Source organism: Rhodococcus marinonascens NBRC 14363, assembly GCF_001894885.1.
Taxonomy (GTDB): domain Bacteria; phylum Actinomycetota; class Actinomycetes; order Mycobacteriales; family Mycobacteriaceae; genus Rhodococcus_F; species Rhodococcus_F marinonascens.
In genome coordinates this window covers 29,372-54,642 of record NZ_BCXB01000018.1, presented here as the reverse complement: position 1 = coordinate 54,642, position 25,271 = coordinate 29,372, and the positions used below count along the sequence as shown (strand labels likewise).

Genomic DNA, 25,271 nt, shown 5'->3' with positions numbered 1-25,271 from the left:
CGTTCTTGTGTCAAGGGTGGTCGAAGAGTGCTAGCGTCGCCGTACCGGCGAGGAAAGGCGAACTTCGATGACCTCCAACTTGGTGCTCGTGCGCAAGGACGGCCCGGTCACGACGATCAGCCTGAACCGGCCCGCGGTGCGTAACGCGGTGGACCGGCCCACCGCCGAGGCGCTCGCCGATGCTTTTCGCGCGTTCGACGCCGACGAGGGCGCATCTGTGGCGGTGTTACATGGGGAGGGCGGAACATTCTGTGCCGGGGCAGATTTGAAGGCGATAGGTTCGGAAACGGGAAACCGGGTCGCGCCCGACGGCGACGCACCGATGGGTATCTCCCGTATGCGCTTGACCAAACCCGTGATCGCCGCGATTGAGGGGCACGCGGTGGCCGGTGGGCTGGAACTGGCGCTGTGGGCCGACCTGCGGGTCGCAGACCAGGACGCCGTCCTGGGCGTGTTCTGCCGCCGCTGGGGCGTGCCCCTCATCGACGGCGGGACCGTCCGCCTGCCGCGCCTGATCGGTGAGAGTCGCGCGATGGACCTTATCTTGACCGGGCGCCCGGTCGATGCCGACGAAGCCTTGGATATGGGGTTGATCAACCGAAAGGTCGCGGCGGGAAGCGCGATCCCGGCGGCCCAGCAGTTGGCCAGGGAGATCGCGGCCTTTCCACAGGTATGTATGAGGCAGGATCGACTGTCGCTGCTCGAGCAGGACGGGCTCACCGAAGATCATGCCCTCATGAACGAATTCCGTCACGGCGCATTCTCTCTGGCCAACGGGACACTCGAGGGCGCTGCGCGGTTCGCTGCGGGAGCCGGCAGGCATGGGGAGTTCGGGTGAGCCGGAATCTCAGCGGCCAGTTCTCTCGGTTGCGGGTACCCGTTGTGGCCGGCTGATGCCCTTGCCCCAGAGTTCCAGGGGAAGCTGAGTGGGAAGCTCCAGAAGAAGAAGGCACCCGATCCGAAGAAGACTGTACCTCCGGATCCTTCCGAAACGGACTCAACCCAGAAGGAGAGCGGAGGGGGATATTCAGAATCCGGGGCGATTGATCCAGTAGACCCCGTCTACAGGTTCATTTTCAGCCGAAATGTCCGGCCCTACGGCCAAGTCCTCCAGGTACAGTGATGCTGCAAAGGACGGGTCGTGATTGTCGTCGGCCATTATTCGAAGTTTCGACAGGATGAATCTGTATCCCATCACACCCTTGGGGACGTCATCGTTGCCGTAATACTCGATCACGGCAACGATGACGTCCTCATTTGGTAGTACTTCAAATGATCGAACCCGCAGGCCGCCGCGATTCTGGAGGGATGCCAATCCCCTGAGGAAGGCGCCTGCACATTCGAGCGTCCATGTCTCGAATACTGTTGAGTATTCTCGATCCTCCTCGATTGAGGGTGAATCTTGGCTAATGCGTTTACGATGCCGTTTGGACATATTCCCCCTTCCAGGTTGATCACGCATTGACAGACTACGGATGCTCGGTACGAGGCGGTCGATCTCTCGCTTCGCGTGGTCTCCTACAACCTGACGATCGCCGGATGCACCCCCCGATGCGTCCAGGATCACGTGTGTATCCGCCCGCCGCCCGCTACCTATATCTTTCGCGCAGCGCGAAAACGGCTGGAGGCGGGGCACTCATCAGCGACCGGTCCGACATCGGCCGCGTAGTCGACATCGCGGAGCATCGGTAGGTCCACGACCTCCGCACCGCTCGCGACAAGAGCATCGCGGGTGAGCCGGCCGGTGTCCGGACGCGACGTGGGGACGGGGAGTATCGCTTCCGCCATCACTGCGTCCGGCACACCGAGGACCCACCAACCGCCGTCTTCGGCGGGCCCCAGGACACACCGTTTTTGCTGGGTCAGGATCGCCGCCGATTCCTCGAGGAGAGCCGCGCTCACCTGTGGGGTGTCCATCCCGATCTGGAGAATCGGCACGGCGAACGCCCTGAATGCGTCGGCGTGTGCGTGCACCAGTCGCTCCGCGAAACTGCCTCCGCGCTGCTGTATCACGGTGAATCCGCGGAGCGCCGAGGTGATGTCCTCGGTCCCGACCGCTCGGTCGAGGTCACCGGTCATCGCTACGACTCGATGCGTGACATCGGCTGCTGCGACGGCGTCGAGGGTATCGAGCAGCGAAGCCGCCGCGAGGTCGGCGGCTCGGGTATCGCCGATCTCGGTCGCAAGCCTGGTTTTTGCGAAACCGGGGACCGGTGCTTTCGCGACGACGAGAACCACGACGTCGAGCGTCACCCGATCACCTTCCAGAAGTCGTGCACTGCAGTGATGGTCCCCTTCAGGGAACCGGACACCTTCGATGTTCCTGCGGTGCGCGGGCGGTAGGTGATGTCGTGCTCCACAACCCGCCATTGCGCACGGCCTGCGAGGACGAGAAGTTGCAGCGGATACCCGGACCTCCGGTCGTCGACGTGCAGGTCGAGTAGGGCCTGACGTCGGACGGCTCTCATCGCCCCGAGATCGTGGACCGGCAGTCCATATCGGCGTCGAATCCGCGCGGCGAGGACGGCATTGCCGATTCTGCTGTACAGCGGCCACGTTCCGCGCCGATCGGCACGACGACGCCCCACCGCGAGATCGGCGCCCGAGTCCAATGCGGCGACGAGGCGCGGAAGTTCGGCTGGGTCCATCGAACCGTCGCCGTCCAACACACAGACCACCGGGCTCTGTGCCGCAAGTACCCCGGCGTGAACGGCGGAACCGTAGCCCGGGATCTGTTCACGCACCACCGATGCACCGTGGGCACGCGCGACACCGGCGGTGTCGTCGGTGGAGTTGTTGTCGACCACCACCGTCCGGTAGCCGTCGGGCACCGCCGCCAGTACACCGGGCAGGGACCCGGCCTCGTTCATGCAGGGGATGACGACGGTGACGTCCGGCGGGGTGGTCGGTGCGCGCTCAGACACGAGGCGGCCCTGCCGGCGCCGCGGACCTCAATGGTGCGTGCGCAAAGGCCGCGATCCCCGCTTCAGGGAGGATCTGCGCCCGGAATCCGAGTTTCTCGCCGGCCAGTCGAGGGCTTGCGACGATGTGCCGTACGTCCCCGGGACGGTACTCGCCGGTGACGACGGGCGCTGGCCCGCCGTAGGCGCGCGCGAGGGTCACGGCCACCTCGCCGATCGTGATCGGTTGCCCCGAGCACACATTGAATGCCGAGAATCCCGGTATCGGCGCGTCGATTGCGGCCATATTCGCCGAAGCGACGTCTCGGACGTGCACGAAGTCGCGCATCTGCAGGCCGTCCTCGAATACGCGCGGTGGTTCACCGGCTTCGAGGAAAGAGCGGAACATCGCGGCCACCCCGGAGTACGGGGTGTTGCGCGGCATGTGATCGCCGTACACGTTGTGGTACCGCAGGGCGGTCACACAGCCGCCGGTGGCCAACGACCAGGCGTGGGCGTAATTTTCCTGCGCGACCTTGCTGGCCGCATACAGGCTCCGTGGTCGCAACGGTGAATCCTCCTCCACAAGCTCCCAATCGAGAGTCTCACCGGTGGTCGGGTCGGTGGTGTCGAATATGCCCGCCGCGAGGTCATCGCTTCGGCGGGCCGCAGGCTCCACGATTTCTCCGACGGCATTGCGGTACCTTCCGTCCCCGTAGACGACCATCGACGACGCCAGGACCAACCGGCGGCAGCCGGTTTCGTGCATCGCGGCGAGCAGCGTCGCCGTACCGACGTCGTTGTGGCTGGCATATGCGGGGGCGTCGCTCGCATTCACTCCCGCCCCGACGACCGCGGACTGATGGCATACCACGTCCACACCCCTAAGTAGCTCTGTCAGTGTGGGGAGGTCGCGGACGTCCGCGCGCTGAATACCTTCCGGTGCCTGGGCATCGGCGCCGTGGGCGGATGGGAGCAGTGCATCCACAGCCACGACGTCGTGACCGGCAGCGGACAGCGTGGTGTGGATATGGCTGCCGATGAATCCGGCTGCACCTGTGAGCAGTACGCGCGTTCCCGTCACGGCAGCTCGATCGGTAGTGTTTCACCCTCGTGGACCCGGCAGGTATCGCAGGCGCCTTCGGGGGCGGCGGCGATCGCCGACCGCACCAGCGTCTTCAGTGATCCGATATTGCGTTGGACCTCGGCGAACACATCCACGGCTCGCACACCGGCACCCACCTCGATCCCCGCGTCGAGATCGGTGACCAATGCGATAGTTGCGTAACACATCTCGAGCTCGCGTGCGAGGACAGCCTCGGGGTGGCCTGTCATGTTCACCAGGCTCCAGTCCTGCCGAGCGAACCATAAGCTTTCCGCCCGGGTCGAGAACCGAGGTCCCTCGATCACCACCAGCACGCCGCCCTCGATCGTCCCCGGCTGCGACGCCGCCTTGCGAAGAACGGGGCAGTACGGGTCGGCGAACTGGACGTGTACGCCGCCGCCGTCGAAGTACGTCTGGGTACGACCGCTGGTGCGGTCGACGAGTTGGTCGGGTACCACCATCGCACCATGCGCGAGTTCGGGGGTGAGACTGCCGGTGGTGGTGGGGGCGAACACCTGACGCACACCGAGCATGCGCAGTGCCCACAGGTTCGCGCGATAGGGGATCGTGTGCGGCGCGAACTCATGTCGAGCGCCGTGTCGCGGCAAGAAGGCGACCCTCTTGCCCTCGACGTCGCCGACCGTAATAGGGGCGGCCGGACTGCCGTACGGAGTGTCGACCGTGACCGTGGCGGCGCCCTCCTCGAAGAACGAGTAGAAGCCGCTCCCACCGATGATGGCAATGTCCGCGGAGGGCAGTTCGGGCGAGGATTGTTCAACCATGAGGCCATCCTTCGTCGTTATGCTGGGCGCGAGTGCGGCATTCGCCAAAGGAGATGACATCATCCGATCTGCTCAGCAAGCTGGTAAACGCAACTTTCGGTGCAGCGATGGTGTGGGTGCGGCGTTGGCTCTCTTGCTCGTCGCGGTGGCGTTCGTCGTACCGTATCTGGGCAATAAGACCATCACTCCGATCATCAACCGGTCAGCGCAATCGGTCAAGGACTTCGCCGATGCCGCCCCGCTCTTCGGCTTCCGGGATGTGCACGTCGGCTGGGGCACTCCGTTCGCGGTCCTCATTGCGGTCGCGATGGTCTTGTGGGGTCCGCCGCTGGCACAGCGATTGTCGTGGCGTCGACTGGCGGTGGGTACCTACCTGACCGCGGTGGCGTGGGCGATGGCGCTGGCCATGGTGGACGGATGGCAGCGCGGCTTCGTCGACCGGCTCACGTCCAGGGACGAATACCTGCATGACGTGCCTGGAATCACCGATATTCCGGCGGTGCTTCGTGGATTCTCGCAGAGAATTCTGGACTACCAACCCGATTCGTGGACCACGCACGTGTCCGGGCACCCTCCCGGTGCGGTGCTCACGTTCGTGTGGCTCGACCGGATTGGGCTAGGCGGTGGAGCATGGGCGTCCGCGCTGTGTGTCGCGGTTGGGTCGAGCGCCGCTGTGGCAGTGATTGTCACGGTCCGTGCGCTCGGTGACGAGCAGATGGCGCGCCGGGCTGCTCCGTTCCTGGCCTTGGCGCCCGCGGTCATCTGGATCGCAGCCTCGGCCGACGCGATCTTCGCCGGTGTAGTCGCATGGGGGATTGCACTGCTGGCGCTCTCGGCGTCGCGGCGTGTGCGGTACCCGTGGTTGGCCGCGCTCGGGGCAGGTGTTCTGCTCGGATTCGGCGTCTACCTCAGCTACGGACTGGCGTTGATGGGTGTAGTGGCTGTTGCGGTGCTCCTCGTCGCCCGGACTGCGCGATCGCTCCTCGGCGCCGTGATCGGGGCACTGGCCGTCGCCGCGATCTTCACGGCGTACGGGTTCTGGTGGTTCGACGGCTACACGCTGGTGCAGGAGCGCTACTACCAGGGCATCGCCATGGATCGGCCTTTCGCGTACTGGGGTTGGGCGAACTTCGCCGCGCTCGTCTGTGCGGTGGGAGTGGCAGTGCCCGCCGCTCTGCCCCGCGCGTTTTCCTGGGCGCGGTTGCGGTCGTTGTCGCCGGTTCCGGTACTCGTGATCTCCGCGCTCCTGATAGTGGTGATCGCCGACCTCAGCAGGTTGAGCAAGGCGGAGACCGAACGGATCTGGTTGCCGTTCGAAGTGTGGCTCCTCACCGCCCCGGCGCTCCTACCGAGGGGTAGCCACAGATTCTGGCTGGCAGCGCAGGCAGTCGGGGCGCTGGCGATCAACCATCTGCTGTTCACCAATTGGTGACGCAGAGCGGCAGAATGTTCGCGGCAACCGTCATCTGAAGTCACAACCGTTGTCCAATGGACGCCCCGAAGGTCTTTGTTCTCAAAAATGCGTAAGTGTGGTTTGATCAAAATTCAAAGGTTCTCTACTCTCGGAATGGCACCCCTCACTCGCCTGACTTGAAGAGGACACGAATCATGGCCCTGATGATTGGCATCGACGTCGGTGTCGCTGACCTGGCCCAGAAACGCACCCCGGAACTCCCCCTGGACGGCCGGCAAGTATCTGAAGGAGTGAGATGTCCAATCGGTTGAGCCTTCCCACCCCGGTCACGGAGGTGTGGGATTGGCAGAGGGAGGCCGCGTGCCGCGGTCGCGAGTCTTCTGTTTTCTTCCATCCCGATCGCGAACGAGGCCGCGCCCGTGCAATGCGTGACGTGCAGGCCAAGCTTGTCTGCCGCGGATGTCCGGTGCTAACCCCCTGCCGGAAGCATGCGCTCAGTGTTGGTGAACCGTACGGTATTTGGGGAGGGATGTCCGCGAATGAGCGCACAGAACTTCTCGACGCCCACAACGGTTCGGTCGACGACGCTGTAGCGGACTCGTTCGGCTTCGACCGGGCGCGCCGGGCCTGAGCTCTCGACCACGTCGGGTCAGTCCGGCAGTCGCCGCATCTCGATGATGGTCAGACCCAGCGCGTCGAAACGGGCCAGCATGCCGCGGAGATCAGTTGGGCCGTCGACCCGGCCGAAGAGTGTGGTGTCGCCGGTCGTCACGTCCGAGACATCCAACTCGGGGAAGGCGGCCAGTACCCGATCGGAGAGGCTGCCGGAGATCAGGAAGGTATACCTGACGTTGCCGGGCCAACTCGATTCGGGACGTACCACGTCGGGCTCCTTCATTCGCATCGTCTTCCAGAACTCGGTCAGCCGTTAATCTCAGAGTGATCCACCGAATCGACTCGTACATCACCCGCAAGTGGTGAACCAGCTCAGAGCAATCCGCTCCGCTGCGCCGCTCCGATGGCGTCGCGGCGGGATCTGACGCCGAGTTTGCGGTAAATCCCGCGCAGATGCGTCTTCACGGTGTTCACCGACACGCACAAGTCGGCCGCGATCTGCTCCGCGGTGCGCCACGACGGAAGCTCCATCAGGAGCTCCAGTTCGCGTCGAGTCAACATCTCGGACGCGGTGCTCTGCACCCGCGGGAACGATGCGCGCAGTCGGTCTGCGAAGGGTTCGAGGACCCCGAATCGGCCTGTGCTCCGCACGAGAAGCTCTCGAATCTGTGATCCGCAGTCGTGGAATGGTCGCAGTACAGAGTGGGGCTCCGCAAGGCGTAGCGCCTCAGTCAGGGCGCGGTGGGCGCGTGAATCATGCTTACGGGCATGCGCGATTGAGGCGTCCACGAGCCATGCCGCAATCAGATTGGTTCCTGCGACGCACTCGAGATCACCGTCGAGGACGGGTTGTAGCCATTTTTGGGCGGCATCGAGACGGTGAGCGTGAAGATGGGCGATCGCCTCGACGAGTGCGGTGTCGCCGGTCGATCCGAGAAATTTATGCGTTTCGGTGACCAGTTCGCGCACCCATCCGGTCTCGCCTGCGGTGAGGTATGCGCACTGGATTCCGGGCAGCAGCACCGCTCGGATTCCAGGCGGCACGGGCAGGGAAGAAGACAGGGGACTGTCCGCGTGCAACGACGTCACCAATTTGTGCCGATGCTCAGACCCGCCGAGACCGAACAGCGCAGCGACGCCGTCGGCGAATCGCGCGGCATCGGTGTTTGCGTGGCGCAACGCGTCGGCGGATTCGAGGGCGATTGTCGCGGCATCGCCGTCGGACCGAACGTAGCGGCACCAGGAGTCGACGAGCCGCACCAACTGGAACATCGGATCTTCGGTCGCCGAATGGTCTCGGCCGATCGAGAGCGCCTCGTCCGCGAACGCTGACGCCCGTACCACGTCTCCCTGGGACATCGCCATTGCCGCCAAAGTTCCCAGGCAGTACATGACGCTCAGTGGGCCATCCCCGAGTCGCGCGTGGGCCAGTGCTTTCGCGAGCACATCCTCCGATTCGTCGGTTCGTCCGAGGAAGAGTAGCGCGCGCCCTTCCTGCAATAGGACGAATGCGTCGAGTCCGGGATCGCCGGTAGATTCCACGCCCACGCTGCGAAGTCGCTTCAGAGCATCGTCGATGCCACCTGCCTGAATAGCGGTCTGGACACGGAGAGATTCGCGGAGCAGTAGGTGCAGTCGGGACTCGGTGGCGCCGTCCACCAGCATCCCCGACCGCTTGCGGTCGAGGAGATCGAGGGTTGATGTGGCAACCGGGACGTTTCCGGCCGCCAGAGCTGCGGCGGCACGGATCAACCGCGCTGACGCGTGGTCTTGCGACGAGCGGGGCGCCCGCGCGAGAAGCCGGTCCACGGCTTCACCATGACCATCTACGATCAGGGATAGAGAACAGCGGCCGAGGAGCGCCACAATCTCGCCGTGGTCACCGGAGTTCACGGCGTGTTCGAGTGCGAGCAGGGAGTCGCCGAACTCATCGTGCCAGCGGGCGACTGTCAGTTCGAGGCGTTCGACCTCGACGTGACCGATTCTGCTGATCTCCGCCCGGAGATAACTCCGCAGCAGCGGATGATAGCGATACCGCGTTGGGGAGTTGGCGATTCGGCTGATCAGAAAATTATGGTGTTCGAGCCAGTCGATCTTGGCGCGCGCGTCTGTACATCCAGTGAGCTTCTCCGCGAGTTCGACTGTGAACGAGGCGGGTACGGATGTACGCAGAAGGAATTCACGCATGTCGTCGGTCTGGCCGGAGAGAACCTCCTCGATGAGATAGTCGGCCACCGCCCGGCGGTCACCAGTGAACTCCGCGATCAACTGGCTCGGATTTGGGTGACCTTCCAAAGACATTCCTGCCAACCGTATTCCGGCCGCCCATCCTTCACTGCGATCCATGAGGGCGTCCAGATCGTCCACGTTGAGTCGAACGTCGTGTTCTGCGAGCATCTCGGTCGCCTCGTCGGGCGTAAAGGCAAGATCTCGAGCCGTGATCGTGAAGAGCTTGCCGTCCAGACGAAGCCGCTGCAGTGCCAGCGGTGGTTCGAAGCGTCCGCAGACGATCGTTCGGAGCATCGGAGGTTGCCAGCGCATGAATGCCTCGAGGTCGGCGAGAACGTCGGCGTCGAGCAGGAGATGGGCGTCGTCGATCACTATCCAGATGTTTTCGGCCAGTTCGTTCAACGCCGCCGACAATTGTGTGCCGAAGTCGGGTGACGTGGAATCGAGTTCTTCGCATGACTTCTGCAGCCCAGGATTCCCTGTCTCTGCGAGGGACCGCAGAATCGTCCGGTGGACGCCCTCAAGATCGTTGCACCTCTCCTCGATCGTGAGCCAGGCAATTGTGGGAGTGCGTCCGGTGGCGAGTATTTCTCGCGCCCAGTCGGCCACAGCGCGCGTCTTGCCCGACCCCGCCGGCGCACAGACCAGCGCAACCGAATATGGGTGGGCATCGTCGACAAGAGCTGCGGTGAGCAAAGTGTGCAGGCGGGTACGGGTGACCGTTCGTCCCCGGGCACCGGAAGGTATTCGAGTGTTCCGATCAAACTCGCCGACATGTACTGCCGTCACGCAGACCTCCAATTCTCGCTGGACCGAGAAACGATCTTCGACAAGCACCGATTACCGACCTCGACGGTCGGTATGGGTGATTTTAGCGAGTGGGTGCTGGGTTGCGTGCGTGAACGCGCCCCGCGACATCGGGCCTCGTGGCTCCGATGTTGCGGGGGGGTGAACGTTTAAGGTGTGACGATTGGGAACGCGGGGTCGGGTACGTCGAGCAGTTCCGTGAGGACGAGAAGCTTCGACGGATCACCCGTTACTTGGATCCCCTCAGCTCCCTTGCCGGTGAACAGTCCGACTAGCTGCATCTTCGTCAATGTCAGAGTGACATCCGCTTGCACCGAGGTCCTCGGCGAGACTGTCTGAATGAGTGCGCCGTTGGACAGCGTCGTACGGTAGTGCGCTTCAGGGTCGGTGAAATGCCACTCGGCGACGAGGGACTTGTCCCATGCACGGGGGCCGTTGATACGCAGGGCCATCGAGTCGAAGATCTGATCGATGGTGAGCGCTCCCAGCATGTCGACCGCGACGGTCTGGAGTGGGGGCGGAACGATGCCGCCGCGCAATTCGAGGGCGCCGGTGAGGTAGAAGTTACGCCACGTCGCGTTCTCCGAACCGAACCCGAGTCGCTGGTAGGTGCGGGCGAGCAACTCTTTGGCCTCACCGTCCGACGGGTCGGCGAACACGGCGTGCTTGAGGAGTTCGGCGGCGAACCGGAGATCACCCTCGTCGAAGTACTGCTTCGCCTTCGTCCGGACCTCGTCCTGTCCACCCATGCATTCCACGTACCTGGTAGCGGCGTCTTCGGGTGGGTGCTGCCACAGCGACGACGGGTTGCCGTCGAACCAGCCCATGTAGCGCTGGTAGATGGCTTTCACGTTGTGGCTGACCGATCCGTAGTATCCTCTTGCATGCCAGGCTGATTCGAGTGCCGGTGGCAAGGGGAAGTCTTCGGCGATCTCGATGCCGGTCATGCCCGTATTCAGCATGCGCAACGTCTGGTCGTGCAGGTACTGGTAAAGGTCGCGTTGTTGTGACAGGTACGTGACTACGCGGTCGCGCCCCCACGTCGGCCAGTGGTGAGACGCGAACGCGACGTCGTAGTCGCCGTCGAACATCTCGATGGCCTGGTCGAGGTAGCGTGACCACGTTCGGGGATCCCGGACCAGAGCACCCCGCAGCGTCAGTAGATTGTGCATGTTGTGAGTGGCGTTCTCCGCCATGCACAGTGCTCGTTGGTCGGCGAACAGGAAGTTCATCTCCGCGGGCGCCTCCGTGCCGGGTGTCATCTGGAAGATGATCCGGATACCGTCCAGGATCTCCACCTGGCCAGTGTGTGTGATGTCGACAGTGGGCGGAAGCAGTCCGGGAACCCCGGTCGACGTGGTGGTTCCCAGACCCGCACTCAGGTGTCCGTCCGGTCCCTTCGGGAGCATGGCGCCGTACATGTAGGAGGCCCGCCTGCTCATTGCTGCCCCGGCATAAATGTTCTCAGAGATGGCGTGTTCGAGAAACCCTTCCGGGGCGAGGATCGGAACGTCCCCGCGGCCGTTCGGCAGAACGCCTTTGACGCCCCCGAAATGGTCGGCGTGCGAGTGGGTGTAGATCACCCCGGTGACAGGCCGATAGCCTCGATTACGCCGATACAGAGCCAGCCCGGCAGCCGCGGTCTCCCGCGAGATCAGTGGATCGATGACGATCACACCGGCTTCGCCCTCGACGATCGTCATGTTGGACAGATCGAGGCCGCGCACCTGATAAATGCCCTCGGTCACCTCGTACAGGCCGTCCTTCGCGCACAGCTGAGACTGCCGCCAGAGGCTCGGGTCGGCCGTGTCCGGGCAGTCACCGGCCAGGAACGAATACTCCTGCATGTCCCAGACGACGCGACCGTCCTCGTCCGTGACGGTGCACGGGTCGAGTCGGTCGACGAAGCCGCGGTTCGCATCCTCGAAGTCGGTGATGTCCGAGAAATCGGGTGTCATGTTCCTTCTTTCGACTGGGCTGGGTAAGCGAGTGGGCTGGGTAAAGAGGAAATGGAGCCGACACCACGGTGTGGGTCGTCGGCACCCGAGATACTCGATTCAGACTCTGGCACCAGGTCTGTGGGGGCACATCATCCGTTGAAGATGAGGATCACCCGGCGAGGATGATGTGGCGATTTCTGCGACGTCGGATGATGTGACTGTTCGCTATCACACTTTCGAGAAGGGCATGGACATGACGACCAACCCGGAGTCCGGTACGGACAGCCCTGTCAAACAGGGTATTGCAGCAGGAACGTCCATTGCGGCAGCAATCTTGCTGCTGACACTCGGCGTGATCTCGTTCTTTCAGGGCATCGCCGCGGTTGCCTCCGACGATCTGCTGGTCATCGGCGTCGAGTACACCTATCAGTTCGATACCACCGCGTGGGGCTGGGCCCACATCGCTCTCGGTGTCCTTCTCGCCATCAGTGCGATTGGTCTGATGACCGGTGCCACGTGGGCTCGCATCGCGGCCATCGGCATCGCCTCGTTGTCGATCCTCGCAAACTTCCTGTGGCTGCCCTACTACCCGCTGTGGTCGGTTCTGATCATCGCGCTCGACGTGGTCGTGATCTGGGCTGTCTCCACCTGGGACACCAAGTCGGTATCCGCAGCATGATTCGGTAACCGCAGAATGGGCCGTGCGGGGGTGGCCGCGGTCGCGTATTGATCTCTCGCTGCCGGCCGAGACGATCGATGTGAGACTTTAGCTCACACAGCGGGACTTTCGCGTGTTGTCGGCGGGTGTTCATGCTGGGATCGGTCCACCTCTGTTAGCGTCTGCATCCATGTCGATCTTCGGTCGTGCCCGCCCCACTGGCAGCCTCGTTCTTCTCTGGAGTGCGCTGGTCGCGGTACTCGTTGCAGTCGCGGCCCCGCCTGTCTCGGCCGAACCGGCATCGGGATCCACAACGACCTGGCTGTGCAGGCCCGGTCAGGCCGACGATCCGTGCGGCGGCCGGTCCGGCGCACCGATCGACTGCTTCTACGTCTATCCCACCGCGTCGCTGCAGCAGACCGCGAACGCCAACTTCGACGCCTCGCCCGAGCTGCGCGCGGTCGCCCGCTTGCAGGCCGAACCCTTCGGCGAGAACTGCAACGTGTGGGCGCCGGTGTATCGGCAGAGCACGCTGCGCGCACTGTTCACCGGGACGCCGCAGGAGCGCAGTGCAGCAGCGGATCTCGCGTACGACGACATCGAACATGCCTGGGAAGACTATCTTGCCAACCACAACGACGGACGTGGTGTGGTCCTCATCGGACACTCCCAGGGCAGCTACATGCTGCGGGAGTTGATCCGCAATCGCATCGAAGGTGAGCCGGTCCAGTCGCAACTGGTTTCGGCGCTCCTGATCGGCGGAAACGTACTGGTCCGCAAGGGTGAAGGGATTGGCGGCGACTTCGCTTCCGTGCCGGCGTGCACGGACCCGACGCAGACCGGCTGCGTGGTCGCCTACTCGGCATACTCGACCACCGCGCCGGCCGACACCAAGTTCGGCCTGGCACCCCAGTCGGCCAGCGGCAGAGCGAGCCTTCCGTTCGGACCCGAGTACGAGGTGTTGTGCACTAATCCAGGGTCGCTGAGTGACAACGCCGACGCCCCTATCCACGGGATCATATTGGGCCACAATGTGGACGGATTCCGCGCTCAGTGCACCGGCGGCGACGGGCCGCACGTGCTCATGGTCGACGGACCCGGCGCCGACCTGTTGCCGGCAATCCCGGCCGCGAACTGGGGACTGCATCAGATCGATATCAACCTTGCGCAGCGGGACCTGGTCGACCTGGTCGGCGCTCAGAGCGAGGCGTACCGGCGCTGACGCTCGCGTGGCCGACGAGTGCAACTCTGACTTCTGAGAGTCATCGATCTTCCGTCGTCGGGGACGGTGGATCGACGGAGAACAGATCGCCGACCGAACACTGCAGTACGTGGCAGATCGCAGTCGACGTGGAGAATCGGATGGCTCTGGCGCGGTCGTTCTTGAGCACCGACAGGTTCGCCACGCTCACTCCGACACGCTCCGACAGGGCTGCCAGAGTCATGGCACGCTCGGCTAGCAGTTCGTCGAGGTGGCAGCGCACCGAGTGCTCGAGTTCGGGCGGCATCAGATGAGCCCTTCCTGATCGCGGGCCATGCGCGCGCCGAACCGGAGCACGATCGCGATGGCGAACAGCACCATCGAGGCCGCGAGGGTGAACCAGAGCTCTGTGCCGAACGGCGCGCTGGCTGCCCCAACGCTGTCGCCGAGTCGCGGCCGGGTGGACATGATTCGCCTCGACCTCATTCCGGGAGCGAGACCAGTGCGATTCCCGTCCGGGCTGCTCGGTAGGTTGACCATGCTGTTCGTTTCACCGACACGATCGAAGGTCGAGCTGCCGTTCCAGCACTTCGACGTCGACCCGGTGCTGATGCTGAACCTGCTCTACGACTTGAACACCCATCCGCCGCTGAGGGCCGAGATCGTCGACGGGCGGATCTTCGAGTACCTGCGATTCATGCTCGCCCAGCCGCGGTGACGACCATCTGCCCCTAGAACGCTTTCCAGGGGACCGGGTCGTCGAAACTGCGGATTCTGCCCCGACACGGCGACGCGAGACGAATAATGGACAGGAGACCCGGTTCACGCTGCTGTGAAGAAGGGAACCGCCATGTCGGGGTATTCATCAGTCGATCAAGGAGTCGTGGCGCGCACATCCAACGCTCATCCACGCCCTCGACGTCGTGGTGATCTTGGCGACATTGCCTGGAACCCGAACCGGGCCTGACTATTCGGCCGCCTGGAGAGAGCCGTGGGAAAGAATACGAAGCACGAGACGTCTGGGTTCGACCTGTCCCGGACAGACGCTGCTGAGCCCGACACACCGATGAAGAACAAGGAGTACCGCCGCCTACTCCGTCCGCTCCACACCGAACTCGTCGCGTTGCAGGAGTGGGTGAAATCGTCCGGGGCAAGGATCTGCATCGTGTTCGAGGGTCGCGACACCGCAGGGAAGGGGGGCGTCATCAAGGCGATCACCGAGCGGGTCAGTCCGCGCGTGTTCCGTGTAGTCGCCTTGCCCGCCCCGACGGATCGCGAGAAGTCGCAGATGTACTGGCAGCGGTACATATCGCATCTCCCGGCCGGCGGGGAGGTCGTCATCTTCGACCGCAGTTGGTACAACCGGGCCGGGGTCGAACGGGTTATGGGCTTCTGCACCGAGGCGGAAACGCAGCAATTTCTCCAGCGCGCCCCGGGGGTAGAACGCGCGATCGTCGACTCGGGCATCATCCTGCTGAAGTACTGGCTGGAGGTGAGCGAAGAGCAGCAGACGCTGCGCCTGCAGAGCCGGATCGACGACCCGCGGAAGATTTGGAAGCTGTCGGACCTGGACCTGAAGTCCTACAGCCGCTGGTACGACTACTCGCGAGCACGGGACGAGATGTTCCGACTCACCGACACAGGCTGGGCGCCGTGGTACGTCGCGGTCACCGACGACAAGAAGCGCGGTCGGCTCAACATCATCAGTCACCTGCTGAGCCAGGTGCCCTACGCCCCGCTCGAATACTCCGACATCGCGCTGCCCGGGCGGCAGCGCCCGCACGGCTACCGCGCGCCGACACAGCCACTGCACTGGATCCCCACGCCCTTCTGACGATTCGTCTCCGGCAAGGAGTAGCGATCATGGCCCCCACCGAACCCCCACCGGACTCGGTGCACCAGTCCGGAATCAATGCCGCACAGTCCGGTCAGTACCCCTGGCACACTCAGCCGCCGGATGCGGTCGTCACGACGCTGGCCTCGGACCGGGAGTCGGGGCTGATGACTGGCGAAGCCGATGCACGGCGCCAACGCCATGGTTCCAACGAGATCGTCTCCGAGCCAGGACCGTCGACGTGGGCGATTGCGCTCGAGCAGCTGAAAGACTTGATGAACCTGATGCTGGTCGTGGTGGTGGTCTTCAGCGTCGTCATAGGCGAGGTTCCGACGGCGATCGTGGTCGCAGTGCTCGTCGTGCTAAACGTCGTATTGGGCGCGCGACAGGAGTTGAAGGCACGTGCCAGTGTCGACGCGCTCGCAAGAATGCAAACACCGCAGGTGCGGGTGACCCGCGACGGGACGCTCGTTCAGCTTGCCGCCACAGAACTCGTGCCGGGCGACGTCGTTCAACTCGAGGCCGGCGACCTCGTACCCGCCGATGGCCGCTTGCTCACGACAGCGACTCTCGAGACTCAGGAGGCCGCGCTGACGGGTGAAAGCGTACCCGTCCCGAAGGACCATCAGACCCTCGGTGCTGCCGACCTCCCCCTGGGTGACCGCAGCAACATGGTCTTCCAGAACACCTCGGTCACCCGCGGTACCGCCACCATGGTGGTCACCGAGACTGGCATGGATACCCAGATGGGCCAGATCGCGTCGATGCTCTCGGCCGTCGCGCCGGGCAAGTCTCCGCTCCAGCGCGAACTGAACTCGCTCACCAAGGTTCTCAGCATCATCGCGTGGTCGGCGGTCGCCCTCATCGTAGTCATCGGAGTGATTCGCGGACAGAGTCTGACGACGGTTCTGCTGTTGGGTATCTCGATGGCGGTGGCCGCGATCCCGACGGGCCTACCGACCTTCGTGCAGGCGATGCTCGCCTTCGGTGCCAGCCAGTTGGCCGAGGCGAAGGCCGTCGTGAAGAACCTCACCGACGTTGAGACCCTCGGCGCCACCAGCTCGATCAACTCGGACAAGACCGGCACGCTGACGATGAACCAGATGACCGTGCGGTCGCTGTACTTCCACTGCCAGTGGTACACCGTCGATGGCGAGGGGTACAGCAAGTCGGGGAGGATCGCCCACGCCGCGGGCGAGGAAGCCCCCGACTTCACCCTGCTCGCATACGGGCTGTGCCTCGACAGTGACGCCACCGTTTCCGACACCGGAGAGGTTATCGGGGATCCGACCGAGGCCGCGCTGGTCGTGCTCGCGGCCAAGGTCGGCGTGGACGCCCCGCTCACCCGGCGAAAGTATCCCCGGGTTGCAGAAGTACCGTTCGACTCCGCGTACAAGTTCATGGCGACGTTTCACCATCTCCAGATCGACGGCAGCACCCAGTTCGTGGAACTAGTCAAGGGCGGCCCCGACGTGGTCCTCGCCCGATGTGCAACCGCTTACCGTCCGGGCCGGCAGGTGGTACCAATCGACGAGGTTCGGGAGGAACTGTCCGAAGCGAACCGGGTCCTGTCCGAGAAAGGCCTCCGCGTGCTGGCGTTCGCTGCCCGCCGGCTCGATGAGCCGGAAGAGGCCGTGCAGGCAGACCCCATGTCGTTCGTCGAGGATCTCACTTTCATCGGCATGATCGGCATGATCGACCCGCTACGTCCGGAGGCGATCGACGCCGTGCACACCGCCCAGGCTGCAGGCATCGACGTGCGCATGATCACCGGAGACCATGTGATCACGGCATCCGCGATCGGCGCCGAACTCGGCCTCGGACCGGGCGCCATCGGCGGCGGCGAACTCCAAGCGACGACTGACGAGGATCTCACGGCGGCGCTCCCGAACCTGCACGTGTTCGGCCGCGTCACCCCGCAGGACAAGCTCCGCCTGGCCGACATCATGCAGAAGAGCGGCGAGGTCGTGGCGATGACCGGGGACGCCGTCAACGACGCGGCCGCACTGAAGAAGGCCGACATCGGCGTCGCCATGGGATCGGGCAGCGAAGTCACCAAACAAGCCGGCAAGATGATTCTCACCGACGACAACTTTGGAACCCTGATCACTGCGATCCGATTGGGTCGCAACATCTACGACAAAATCGTGTCGTACATCCGATACCAGATGTCGAAGCTGTTCTCGCTGGTCCTGCTGTTCCTGGTGGCGAGCATCTTCAACATCAACGACGGGGTCGCGCTCACCCCGCTGATGGTGCTGTTTCAGAATTTCTTCATCACGCTCTTCCCGGTCGCCGTCATCATGCTCGACCCACCGCCGCCGGACCTGATGAACAAGCCGCCACGCGATACGCGGATGCCGATTACCAACCGGAAGTCGTTCGTGCAGTGGCTCGCGTATGGAGTCCTGCAGTTTGCCGTCACGCTCGCCGCGATGCTCCTCGCACCGGGCGAGATGAGTACGACCGAGGCAAGCGTCCCCATGACGATGGCGTTCGTAGTGCTGTCGTTCAGTTCCATTCTCGCCGGACTCGTCATGCGGCGCGATCCGGAATCCGGCCTCACATCACCGATTCTCAGCGCGCTGAAGATCCTGTCGGTTCCGATCGTCGTCACGGTGTTCGCGGTCGAGATCGGGTTCCTCCAAGGTCTCCTCATGACCACGTCGTTGACGGGTGACCAGTGGCTCGCCTGTCTCGGCTGGTCGCTGATCGTCCCGATCGCTGTGGAAGCGGAGAAGGCGCTCCGTCGCCGGCGGCAAGCGCGACCGAGCACACCGATCCCTGCCACAGCCGCGGTCGACCCGCAACGCGCGCGCTGAGACCCAATCCATCGGGAGAACGACGACTCGCTCGGTGATGAGGCGGGTTTCCGGATCGACGCGCCTGGAAGCAAGGTGACGATGTCGTTCGCTGTCCAGGCGTTGAGGAAGACCGACCAACCGCGCTCGCCACGCCGAAGCCGGTCGGCGACCGCTGCCTATAGTCGCCTCGACAGAGGGTGCGACCGATATCACCCGACCTGATACGGATGTCGACGAGTTCACTCGCAGGCTCGTCTCACGCGAGTGCGGTCGTCACTGTTCACGGGCCGAACTGCGCGTCCGTGGAGACGGTCGCGGACGCCGCGAACACGGTGTTCGGATAGGCGTGCGTGCGGACTCACCCAGGGTGGGATTGGACCGCGCCGGTAAGCTCGACAGCTGGACCAGTACAGATTCATCGACCTGGAGGTAGAAACGCGTGGCTCTCGTCGTCCAAAAGTACGGCGGATCCTCGGTGGCAACCGCCGAGAGAATCCGACGAGTGGCTGAACGGATCGTCGAGACCAAGAAGGCCGGCAATGATGTCGTCGTCGTGGTTTCAGCGATGGGGGACACCACCGACGAGCTGCTCGATCTGGCTCAGCAGGTGTGTCCAGCCCCGCCAGCTCGTGAAATGGACATGCTGCTGACCTCTGGTGAGCGCATCTCCAATTCTCTCGTGGCAATGGCGATTCATTCGCTTGGTGCGGAGGCTCGTTCGTTCACGGGCTCGCAGGCGGGCGTCATCACCACCGGCGCGCACGGCAACGCCAAGATCATCGATGTCACGCCGGGCCGCGTCCGGAATGCGCTAGACGAGGGCTCGATCGTCCTGGTCGCCGGATTTCAGGGTGTCAGCCAGGACAGCAAGGATGTGACGACGCTCGGCCGCGGAGGTTCTGATACCACTGCGGTGGCGCTCGCCGCAGCCCTCGAGGCAGATGTCTGCGAGATCTACACGGACGTGGACGGAATCTTCACCGCCGATCCGCGCATCGTCCCCGATGCGCAGCGTCTCGAGACGGTCTCGTTCGAGGAGATGCTCGAACTGGCAGCCTGCGGCGCGAAGGTGCTCATGCTCCGCTGCGTCGAGTACGCCCGCCGCTACAACGTGCCTGTGCACGTCCGCTCGTCATACACGACCAAACCGGGCACCATCGTGTCCGGATCGATGGAGGACATTCCCGTGGAAGAGGCAATCATCACCGGAGTCGCGCACGATCGCGGCGAGTCCAAGATCACCGTTGCCGGGCTGCCCGACACCCCGGGCTACGCGGCGCAGGTCTTCCGCGCAGTCGCCGAGGCGGAGATCAACATCGACATGGTGCTACAGAACGTCTCCAAGGTCGAGACTGGCAAGACCGACATCACGTTCACCCTGCCTACCGCGGATGGCCCGCGCGCCGTCGAGAAGCTGTCTAAGCTGCAGGAGAAGATCGGCTTCACGCAGGTGCTCTTCGACGACCACATAGGCAAGGTGTCGCTGGTCGGCGCGGGAATGAAGAGCCACCCCGGCGTCACCGCCACGTTCTGCGAGGCCCTCGCGGACGCCGGAATCAACATCGACCTCATTTCGACCTCCGAGATCCGCATCTCGGTACTGGTGAAGGACACGGAACTGGACAAGGCCGTCGGGGCTATCCACGACGCTTTTGACCTCGGCGGCGACGAAGACGCCGTCGTGCACGCAGGAACAGGACGGTAGACGATGACCAATCAGGCGAGCGAAGCTACGGCGCATGTGACTGTCGCGGTCGTCGGTGCCACCGGACAGGTCGGCATCGTCATGCGCGCGCTCCTCGAGGAGCGGAACTTCCCCGCAGACAAGGTGCGATTCTTCGCCTCCGCGAGGTCGGCGGGCAAGAAGTTGCCGTTCCGCGGGGAGCAGATTGTCGTCGAGGACGCAGCGGAAGTGTCCGATGAGGACTTGAAGGGCATCGATATCGCCCTGTTCTCGGCCGGCGCGACGCTGTCTCGGGAGCAGGCTCCGCGGTTCGCGGCGGCCGGTGCCACGGTCGTAGACAACTCGTCTGCGTTCCGTAAGGACCCCGACGTCCCGCTGGTCGTGAGCGAGGTAAACCCACAGCAGGCGAAAAACCCGCCGAAGGGCATCATCGCCAATCCCAACTGCACCACGATGGCTGCGATGCCGGTGTTGAAGGTCCTGCACGACGAGGCCGGGCTGCAGCGGCTCATCGTGTCGAGCTATCAGGCGGTGTCCGGTAGTGGTATCGCTGGTGTCGAGGAGTTGTTGGGCCAGGCCCGTGCCGCCATCGGCGACGCCGAGAAACTGGTACACGACGGCGGCGCCGTCGATTTCCCGGCCCCGAACAAGTACGTCGCGCCCATCGCCTTCAACGTGCTGCCGCTCGCCGGTTCTATCGTCGACGACGGCAGCGGTGAGACGGACGAGGATCAGAAACTCCGCAACGAGAGCCGCAAGATCCTGGGGTTGCCGGACCTCCTGGTGTCGGGCACGTGCGTCCGCGTCCCCGTGATCACGGGTCATTCGCTGTCGATCAACGCCGAGTTCGAGCGTCCGCTGTCGGTGGAGCGTGCGCAGGAGCTTCTCGCGAACGCTCCTGGTGTGAAGCTTGTGGACGTGCCCACCCCGCTCCAGGCTGCGGGCAGCGACCACTCGCTGGTCGGCCGCATCCGTCAGGATCCGGGTGTTCCCGAGGGTCGTGGACTCGCGCTGTTCGTGTCGGGCGACAACCTGCGTAAGGGTGCCGCCCTCAACACCATTCAGATCGCCGAACTACTGGTCTGATCTCCCCCCACGTGAGCGGCCAAAGTCCGCTACGGCGCACTTTGCCACTCACGTGGGTTCACCCGAGTTGTGCGAGGCGCACGTCACGCGCTGCCCCTTACGGTTGGGACCATGGGCCCTGCCATCGGACAGTTGTTACCGCTTGCGGTGGGTGTCGCGATCTCGCCGATACCGATCATCGCCGTCATCCTGATGTTGCTGTCGGCACGTGCGGGCGGTGCCAGCGCGGGCTTCGGTCTGGGCTGGATTGCCGGCATTCTTATCGTGACAGCCATTTTCGTGCTCGTCGCCGGGGGCATCGACACCTCCGACTCCGACGAGCAGTCAGCGGCTGCGTCGTGGGTGAGGGTTGTCCTCGGCGCACTATTGCTCCTGCTCGCGGCACGGCAGTGGCGAAGTCGCGATGCCGACTCGGAACCACCCAGGTGGATGCGGGCCATCGACGACCTGAACTTCGTGAAGTCGACGGGGCTCGGATTTGCGCTGGTCGCAGTGAATCCCAAGAACCTGCTGCTCTGCGTGTCTGCAGGCGTCGCGATCGGCTCTGCCGGGGTGAGCGGCGGTGGGCAGATCGGGGCCCTCGTCGTCTACACCGTACTCGCCGGGTCGACAGTGCTGATCCCAGTGATCGCCTACGCCGTCGCCGCGGACAAGATGCGAGGGACCCTGAACGATGTGCGAGCCTGGCTCCAGGCCAACAACGCGGCAGTGATGAGCGTGCTGCTGCTGGTAATTGGTGCCGTCGTCCTGGGCAAGGGTGTCGGCGGGTTCTGACGCACCCGGCGATTTCACTGTCCGGGTGGTGTTCCTCGCCACCTGAGAACGCCAGGGCCGGTCACGGATGGATTATGCACCGGAAGCCGATATGGCAGGTGGACGTCTCCTCGGTGTCGCCCTGCCTCGCGGAAGGACGGTAACGGAGGCAGTAGTTGGGCGCACAGAGGTGGGAGCCGCCCTTGATAACCCGACGAGCGTAGGGCTCGCCGGAGTTCTCCACCCGTGCAGTGTCGACGCGCGGGTTGCTGGGGATGCAGCAGGAGCTGGCCGCCGCGGTGTTCTTCCCGCTCTCGGAATGATCAGCCGTGAAATGGTCGGTGGTCCACTCCCACACGTTGCCGGCCATGTCACTGAGCTCGTAGCCATTGGGCCGGAACTGGCCGACCGGTGACGTTCCGGCATACCCGTCCTCGAGTAGGTTCTCCCACGGAAACTGTCCTTGCCACACGTTCGCGCTGGGCTTGCCGCCGGGCTCGTGCTCGTCGCCCCACACGAAGGGCTGCCGGTCGAGGCCGCCGCGCGCCGCGAACTCCCACTCCGCCTCGGTGGGAAGGTCTTTGCCCGCCCACGCTGCGTACGCACGCGCGTCGAACCACGACACCTGGGTGACGGGATGCCGTTCGCGTCCGCCGACGTTACTTCCCGGACCCTCTGGGTGACGCCAGTCGGCGCCCGGCATGAACGACCACCATCGGGTGTAGTCGTCCAGGGGGACGGGTCCCGCCGTCGGGGTGAACACCAGAGATCCAGGCACGAGCAGCGAGGGGTCCGCGCCTGGGTACTGTGCGGGGTCGGGGGCGATTTCAGCGGTAGTGACGTGACCGGTGTCCTTCACGAAACGACGGAACTCGGCGACGGTGACCTGATGCGAGTCCATCCAGAACCCATCGACGTTCACCTGGTGGACGGGACGTTCCTCGGGATAGAAATCCTCCGAACCCATCCAGAATGTTCCTCCAGGAATCCAGGCCATGTTCTTCGGAGCCGCACGAGTCATGGGATCAGGTTTGCACGTCGAGCGGTGCTCGGGGGGCAAAGGCGTCCACAATCCTGAGTGGTCGACGGTTGAGGTGCGGTACCGTCGGCTACTGACCTCGCAACTTCGTTCTCACCGAGCAGGGGGCGCACCCGAATGGGACCGATTCCGCGTAGATCGTTCGTTCGAGGGCTGGCTCTGACAGCGGGACTCGGCGCCGCGGCCGCCGCGCCGGCGAGGGCCTTCCCGTTCGACATCGACCCGTTTCGCCCGTTCGTCTTCTCGTCGCCGCACCTCGAGCCGTTTCGCGAACAGTTGCCGCCGCTCCCGGTACTGGGGGGGACCGGCATCGAGGTACATGCCGCTAGTACGGCGCACCTCTTTCATCCCGACCTTCCGCCTTCTCCCGCACTCGGTTACGGCGGCTTGGACTACCTCGGTCCGACCATCGAGGCGCACGTCGGCGAGCAGACGTCGCTCACCTACCGCAACGACATCACGAGCAACCCTTTCGCCGCAGACGTCGACACGCGGTTACACGGCGTCACCGAGCAGGACCGAACCCAGGTCCCGACGTCGCTGCACCTGCACGGCGGCAGGACGCCACCAGAGTTCGACGGGCATCCGGAGCACACGATGCGACCGGGGCAGGGGATGACGCATCAGTTCCCTAATCGCCAGGATGCCAGCACACTCTGGTATCACGACCACGCCATGGGTGTCACCCGTCTCAACATCTACGCCGGTCTGGCAGGGATGTATCTACTGCGGGATGAGCACGATACCGGCGCCGGCGACAACCCGCTGGGTCTGCCTTCGGGTGAGTTCGAACTACCGTTGATTTTGCAGGACAAGAACTTCACCAATGACGGACGGCAGAGTGTGCGCTCGAATCCGTTGAACCCACCGGGCAGCTGGGAACCGGCTACGCCCGGCGATGTCGGCGTGGTGAACGGCAAGGTGTGGCCTGAACTCGAGGTGGCGCGCGGCCTGTATCGGCTGCGCATGGTGAATGCCGCGTCGTTCAGTGTGTGGAACCTCTTTTTCGAGAACCGGATGAGGTTCTGGGTGATCGGTGCCGGAGGTGGACTTCTCGACGCCCCCGCGTCGGTCGACCATGTACGGCTCGGGCCCGGCGAAAGCGTCGATCTGCTTGTGGACTTCGGGATGCTTGAGTCTGGAACCACGGTCGAGTTGCGCAACGACGAGCCCATCCCGGCCCAGGTTGCGCAGCGCGGGGTGCAGATCATGCCGCAGTTCTGCCGGTTCCTAGTTGGTTCGGCGGCGGGTTTCACGGGTCCGGTGCCCCAGAGCCTGCGCGGCGGAAGCCGTGGTCCCGCGCTGCTCCCGGCAATTGCGCAACCCACAGTGGTGCGCAACGTCTCGGTACTGCAACTCGCGAGCGGGCCGGGCCGGCCGGCTCCGCTGATGTCGCTGAACAACCTGCTCTACACCACCGATGACATCGAGATGCCGCGGCAGGGAACCGTCGAGCAGTGGAACATCGTCAACGTCACTCCCGAGCCGCACCCGATCCACCTGCATCTCGTGACGTTCCGGGTGGCAGGCAGGCAGGCGATCGACACGAACGCGCTGATGTCGGGGTATCCGCTTCCGCCGGTCGGGACGAGGTGGACACCATCCCCGGATCAGTTCACCATGGGTCCTGTCCTGCGGCCTCAACCGTGGGAGACGGGCTTCAAGGACACCGTCATCGCCGACGCCAACTCCGTCACCCGGGTGATCGTCCGTTTCCCGACCGCCGACGAACTCGGCTTCGACCCCGACGCGACGTTCGGGATGTCGGGGGAGTCGATGGACCACTCCGGCGGCGGGCATCCCTCGGAGCCGTCCCGTCCGTTGCAGGGCTACGTGTGGCACTGTCACATGCTCGACCACGAGGACCACGACATGATGCTGCGATACCGACTCGTCCCCTGATAGGACGGATGTCGGCGATCCGACGCTTCCAAGGGCCGACATCCGTCAGAACTCGTCGCTTCGAGGTATGGGCGGGACCAGCGAGCAGTCCGGCTGACGGACACCAACGGGCGCCCGCGGGCGTGCAGATCCTGATCCCACGGCGAGGTTGGGCCCTTTCAGCTGCAACGTCCCCAACCGGCTGTCAATCATTCTTGTGTGCAATAGTGTCCCCAACATCTGCATGGCGCCGCGGTGCATATTTCAGTCGCCGCCGCACGCAGTCATCAAATGAGAGGCCAAATTTTGAGCATGACCCGTAAGATCACCACCGTCGCAGCTACTCTCGCCATTGCGAGCGTCGGGTTCGGGGTGGCGTCTGCCGCCCCTGCGTCTGCCGCTCCGGCATCCGGAACCGGGTCATCCGACATCGGGCGATCCGTGCTGGGGTCTGCCGTGCTGGGGTCCGTCGCGATCGGGATTGCCGACATCGGGTCATCCATCATTGGAGCACTCACCCCTCCGGCCTAGGCCGCGGC

At 64.2% G+C, this 25,271-nt stretch carries 24 protein-coding genes; 13 read left to right on the top strand and 11 right to left on the bottom strand.

Going from position 1 to position 25,271, the window contains the following annotated elements; all coding sequences use genetic code 11:
- The first annotated feature begins 67 nt into the window (after positions 1 to 67).
- Positions 68 to 838 carry a crotonase/enoyl-CoA hydratase family protein gene (locus RM2_RS14210; protein WP_072690224.1) on the top strand — a complete coding sequence of 257 codons (771 nt, stop codon included), beginning with the start codon at positions 68 to 70 and terminating at the stop codon, positions 836 to 838.
- A 189-nt stretch (positions 839 to 1,027) separates the two neighbouring features.
- Here RM2_RS14210 and RM2_RS23965 read toward each other — a convergent pair whose 3' ends face one another.
- Genes RM2_RS23965 through RM2_RS14185 form a run of 5 tightly spaced genes read right to left on the bottom strand, consistent with a single transcriptional unit; the run spans position 1,028 to position 4,787 of the window.
- Entirely contained in the window at positions 1,028 to 1,567 is a 540-nt protein-coding gene (locus tag RM2_RS23965; RefSeq protein WP_139277772.1) for a hypothetical protein, read from the bottom strand.
- Positions 1,568 to 1,593: 26 nt separating this feature from the next.
- The gene (locus RM2_RS14200) at positions 1,594 to 2,253 is read right to left on the bottom strand and encodes a TIGR04282 family arsenosugar biosynthesis glycosyltransferase (protein WP_072690222.1); all 660 of its coding nucleotides are present in this window, start codon (positions 2,251 to 2,253) and stop codon (positions 1,594 to 1,596) included.
- Entirely contained in the window at positions 2,250 to 2,924 is a 675-nt protein-coding gene (locus tag RM2_RS14195) for a glycosyltransferase family 2 protein (protein WP_072690221.1), read from the bottom strand. Before RM2_RS14195 ends, RM2_RS14200 begins: the two co-directional genes overlap by 4 nt.
- A complete protein-coding gene (locus RM2_RS14190; RefSeq protein ID WP_072690220.1) occupies positions 2,917 to 3,984 on the bottom strand; it encodes an NAD-dependent epimerase/dehydratase family protein in 1,068 nt (355 codons plus the stop codon). Before RM2_RS14190 ends, RM2_RS14195 begins: the two co-directional genes overlap by 8 nt.
- The gene (locus tag RM2_RS14185) at positions 3,981 to 4,787 is read right to left on the bottom strand and encodes an S-methyl-5'-thioadenosine phosphorylase (protein ID WP_072690219.1); all 807 of its coding nucleotides are present in this window, start codon (positions 4,785 to 4,787) and stop codon (positions 3,981 to 3,983) included. The genes RM2_RS14190 and RM2_RS14185 overlap by 4 nt, the downstream gene beginning before the upstream one ends.
- A gap of 19 nt (positions 4,788 to 4,806) precedes the next feature.
- On the opposite strand from RM2_RS14185, the gene RM2_RS14180 reads away from it, so the two are divergent.
- Complete coding sequence (locus RM2_RS14180; protein WP_072690218.1) at positions 4,807 to 6,219, top strand: hypothetical protein; 1,413 nt, start codon at positions 4,807 to 4,809, stop codon at positions 6,217 to 6,219.
- 277 nt (positions 6,220 to 6,496) lie between these two features.
- Entirely contained in the window at positions 6,497 to 6,832 is a 336-nt protein-coding gene (locus tag RM2_RS14175; RefSeq protein ID WP_072690217.1) for a WhiB family transcriptional regulator, read from the top strand.
- Between the two features lie 18 nt (positions 6,833 to 6,850).
- On the opposite strand, the gene RM2_RS14170 is transcribed toward RM2_RS14175, so the two are convergent.
- From RM2_RS14170 to RM2_RS14160, 3 genes are all read right to left on the bottom strand, one after another.
- Positions 6,851 to 7,099 (bottom strand): DUF8691 family protein, encoded by a 249-nt coding sequence (locus RM2_RS14170; RefSeq protein WP_072690216.1) that lies wholly within the window; start codon positions 7,097 to 7,099, stop codon positions 6,851 to 6,853.
- A gap of 89 nt (positions 7,100 to 7,188) precedes the next feature.
- The gene (locus RM2_RS14165) at positions 7,189 to 9,834 is read right to left on the bottom strand and encodes a winged helix-turn-helix domain-containing protein (protein ID WP_084721797.1); all 2,646 of its coding nucleotides are present in this window, start codon (positions 9,832 to 9,834) and stop codon (positions 7,189 to 7,191) included.
- 167 nt (positions 9,835 to 10,001) lie between these two features.
- Complete coding sequence (locus tag RM2_RS14160) at positions 10,002 to 11,810, bottom strand: alkyl/aryl-sulfatase (protein WP_072690215.1); 1,809 nt, start codon at positions 11,808 to 11,810, stop codon at positions 10,002 to 10,004.
- 229 nt (positions 11,811 to 12,039) lie between these two features.
- Here RM2_RS14160 and RM2_RS14155 point away from each other — a divergent pair, with 229 nt between their 5' ends.
- Both RM2_RS14155 and RM2_RS14150 read left to right on the top strand, forming a co-directional pair.
- A complete protein-coding gene (locus RM2_RS14155) occupies positions 12,040 to 12,471 on the top strand; it encodes a DUF7144 family membrane protein (protein WP_084721796.1) in 432 nt (143 codons plus the stop codon).
- A 169-nt stretch (positions 12,472 to 12,640) separates the two neighbouring features.
- A complete protein-coding gene (locus RM2_RS14150; RefSeq protein WP_072690214.1) occupies positions 12,641 to 13,672 on the top strand; it encodes a DUF3089 domain-containing protein in 1,032 nt (343 codons plus the stop codon).
- 40 nt (positions 13,673 to 13,712) lie between these two features.
- Here RM2_RS14150 and RM2_RS14145 read toward each other — a convergent pair whose 3' ends face one another.
- Together RM2_RS14145 and RM2_RS24550 are read right to left on the bottom strand one after the other, a co-directional pair.
- The gene (locus RM2_RS14145; RefSeq protein WP_072690213.1) at positions 13,713 to 13,958 is read right to left on the bottom strand and encodes a helix-turn-helix domain-containing protein; all 246 of its coding nucleotides are present in this window, start codon (positions 13,956 to 13,958) and stop codon (positions 13,713 to 13,715) included.
- Entirely contained in the window at positions 13,958 to 14,119 is a 162-nt protein-coding gene (locus RM2_RS24550; protein WP_169846732.1) for a hypothetical protein, read from the bottom strand. The genes RM2_RS14145 and RM2_RS24550 overlap by 1 nt, the downstream gene beginning before the upstream one ends.
- On the opposite strand from RM2_RS24550, the gene RM2_RS14140 reads away from it, so the two are divergent.
- The 6 genes from RM2_RS14140 to RM2_RS14115 all read left to right on the top strand — a co-directional run bounded on the left by RM2_RS14140 (position 14,118) and on the right by RM2_RS14115 (position 21,833).
- On the top strand, positions 14,118 to 14,369 hold the full coding sequence (locus tag RM2_RS14140) for a hypothetical protein (protein ID WP_169846731.1): 252 nt from the start codon (positions 14,118 to 14,120) through the stop codon (positions 14,367 to 14,369). The two genes, RM2_RS24550 and RM2_RS14140, sit on opposite strands and share 2 nt — an antisense overlap.
- A 273-nt stretch (positions 14,370 to 14,642) precedes the next feature.
- A complete protein-coding gene (ppk2, locus tag RM2_RS14135; RefSeq protein ID WP_072690211.1) occupies positions 14,643 to 15,485 on the top strand; it encodes a polyphosphate kinase 2 in 843 nt (280 codons plus the stop codon).
- A 29-nt stretch (positions 15,486 to 15,514) separates the two neighbouring features.
- Positions 15,515 to 18,307, top strand: a complete 2,793-nt coding sequence (locus RM2_RS14130; protein WP_072690210.1) for a cation-translocating P-type ATPase — start codon at positions 15,515 to 15,517, stop codon at positions 18,305 to 18,307.
- Between the two features lie 421 nt (positions 18,308 to 18,728).
- Positions 18,729 to 19,994, top strand: coding sequence for an aspartate kinase (locus RM2_RS14125; protein WP_072690209.1), 1,266 nt, complete (start codon positions 18,729 to 18,731; stop codon positions 19,992 to 19,994).
- 3 nt (positions 19,995 to 19,997) lie between these two features.
- Positions 19,998 to 21,059: an aspartate-semialdehyde dehydrogenase gene (locus tag RM2_RS14120; RefSeq protein WP_072690208.1), complete on the top strand. Its 1,062-nt coding sequence runs from the start codon at positions 19,998 to 20,000 to the stop codon at positions 21,057 to 21,059.
- Positions 21,060 to 21,170: 111 nt separating this feature from the next.
- Positions 21,171 to 21,833, top strand: a complete 663-nt coding sequence (locus RM2_RS14115; protein WP_072690207.1) for a GAP family protein — start codon at positions 21,171 to 21,173, stop codon at positions 21,831 to 21,833.
- Between the two features lie 61 nt (positions 21,834 to 21,894).
- On the opposite strand, the gene RM2_RS14110 is transcribed toward RM2_RS14115, so the two are convergent.
- On the bottom strand, positions 21,895 to 22,833 hold the full coding sequence (locus RM2_RS14110; RefSeq protein WP_072690206.1) for a formylglycine-generating enzyme family protein: 939 nt from the start codon (positions 22,831 to 22,833) through the stop codon (positions 21,895 to 21,897).
- Between the two features lie 135 nt (positions 22,834 to 22,968).
- On the opposite strand from RM2_RS14110, the gene RM2_RS14105 reads away from it, so the two are divergent.
- Both RM2_RS14105 and RM2_RS14100 read left to right on the top strand, forming a co-directional pair.
- Positions 22,969 to 24,753, top strand: coding sequence for a multicopper oxidase family protein (locus RM2_RS14105; protein WP_072690205.1), 1,785 nt, complete (start codon positions 22,969 to 22,971; stop codon positions 24,751 to 24,753).
- 291 nt (positions 24,754 to 25,044) lie between these two features.
- Positions 25,045 to 25,263: a hypothetical protein gene (locus RM2_RS14100; RefSeq protein ID WP_072690204.1), complete on the top strand. Its 219-nt coding sequence runs from the start codon at positions 25,045 to 25,047 to the stop codon at positions 25,261 to 25,263.
- The last annotated feature ends 8 nt before the right edge of the window (positions 25,264 to 25,271 follow it).

Bases quoted from the DNA above. Each gene is read 5' to 3' on its own strand.
- RM2_RS14210 (WP_072690224.1), top strand. From the start codon at position 68: ATGACCTCCAACTTGGTGCTCGTGCGCAAGGACGGCCCGGTCACGACG.
- RM2_RS14185 (WP_072690219.1), bottom strand. From the start codon at position 4,787: ATGGTTGAACAATCCTCGCCCGAACTGCCCTCCGCGGACATTGCCATC.
- RM2_RS14180 (WP_072690218.1), top strand. From the start codon at position 4,807: ATGCTGGGCGCGAGTGCGGCATTCGCCAAAGGAGATGACATCATCCGA.
- RM2_RS14175 (WP_072690217.1), top strand. From the start codon at position 6,497: ATGTCCAATCGGTTGAGCCTTCCCACCCCGGTCACGGAGGTGTGGGAT.
- RM2_RS14170 (WP_072690216.1), bottom strand. From the start codon at position 7,099: ATGAAGGAGCCCGACGTGGTACGTCCCGAATCGAGTTGGCCCGGCAAC.
- RM2_RS14160 (WP_072690215.1), bottom strand. From the start codon at position 11,810: ATGACACCCGATTTCTCGGACATCACCGACTTCGAGGATGCGAACCGC.
- RM2_RS14155 (WP_084721796.1), top strand. From the start codon at position 12,040: ATGGACATGACGACCAACCCGGAGTCCGGTACGGACAGCCCTGTCAAA.
- RM2_RS14150 (WP_072690214.1), top strand. From the start codon at position 12,641: ATGTCGATCTTCGGTCGTGCCCGCCCCACTGGCAGCCTCGTTCTTCTC.
- RM2_RS14145 (WP_072690213.1), bottom strand. From the start codon at position 13,958: ATGCCGCCCGAACTCGAGCACTCGGTGCGCTGCCACCTCGACGAACTG.
- RM2_RS14140 (WP_169846731.1), top strand. From the start codon at position 14,118: ATGATTCGCCTCGACCTCATTCCGGGAGCGAGACCAGTGCGATTCCCG.
- RM2_RS24550 (WP_169846732.1), bottom strand. From the start codon at position 14,119: ATGTCCACCCGGCCGCGACTCGGCGACAGCGTTGGGGCAGCCAGCGCG.
- RM2_RS14130 (WP_072690210.1), top strand. From the start codon at position 15,515: ATGGCCCCCACCGAACCCCCACCGGACTCGGTGCACCAGTCCGGAATC.
- RM2_RS14120 (WP_072690208.1), top strand. From the start codon at position 19,998: ATGACCAATCAGGCGAGCGAAGCTACGGCGCATGTGACTGTCGCGGTC.
- RM2_RS14115 (WP_072690207.1), top strand. From the start codon at position 21,171: ATGGGCCCTGCCATCGGACAGTTGTTACCGCTTGCGGTGGGTGTCGCG.
- RM2_RS14110 (WP_072690206.1), bottom strand. From the start codon at position 22,833: ATGACTCGTGCGGCTCCGAAGAACATGGCCTGGATTCCTGGAGGAACA.
- RM2_RS14105 (WP_072690205.1), top strand. From the start codon at position 22,969: ATGGGACCGATTCCGCGTAGATCGTTCGTTCGAGGGCTGGCTCTGACA.
- RM2_RS14100 (WP_072690204.1), top strand. From the start codon at position 25,045: ATGACCCGTAAGATCACCACCGTCGCAGCTACTCTCGCCATTGCGAGC.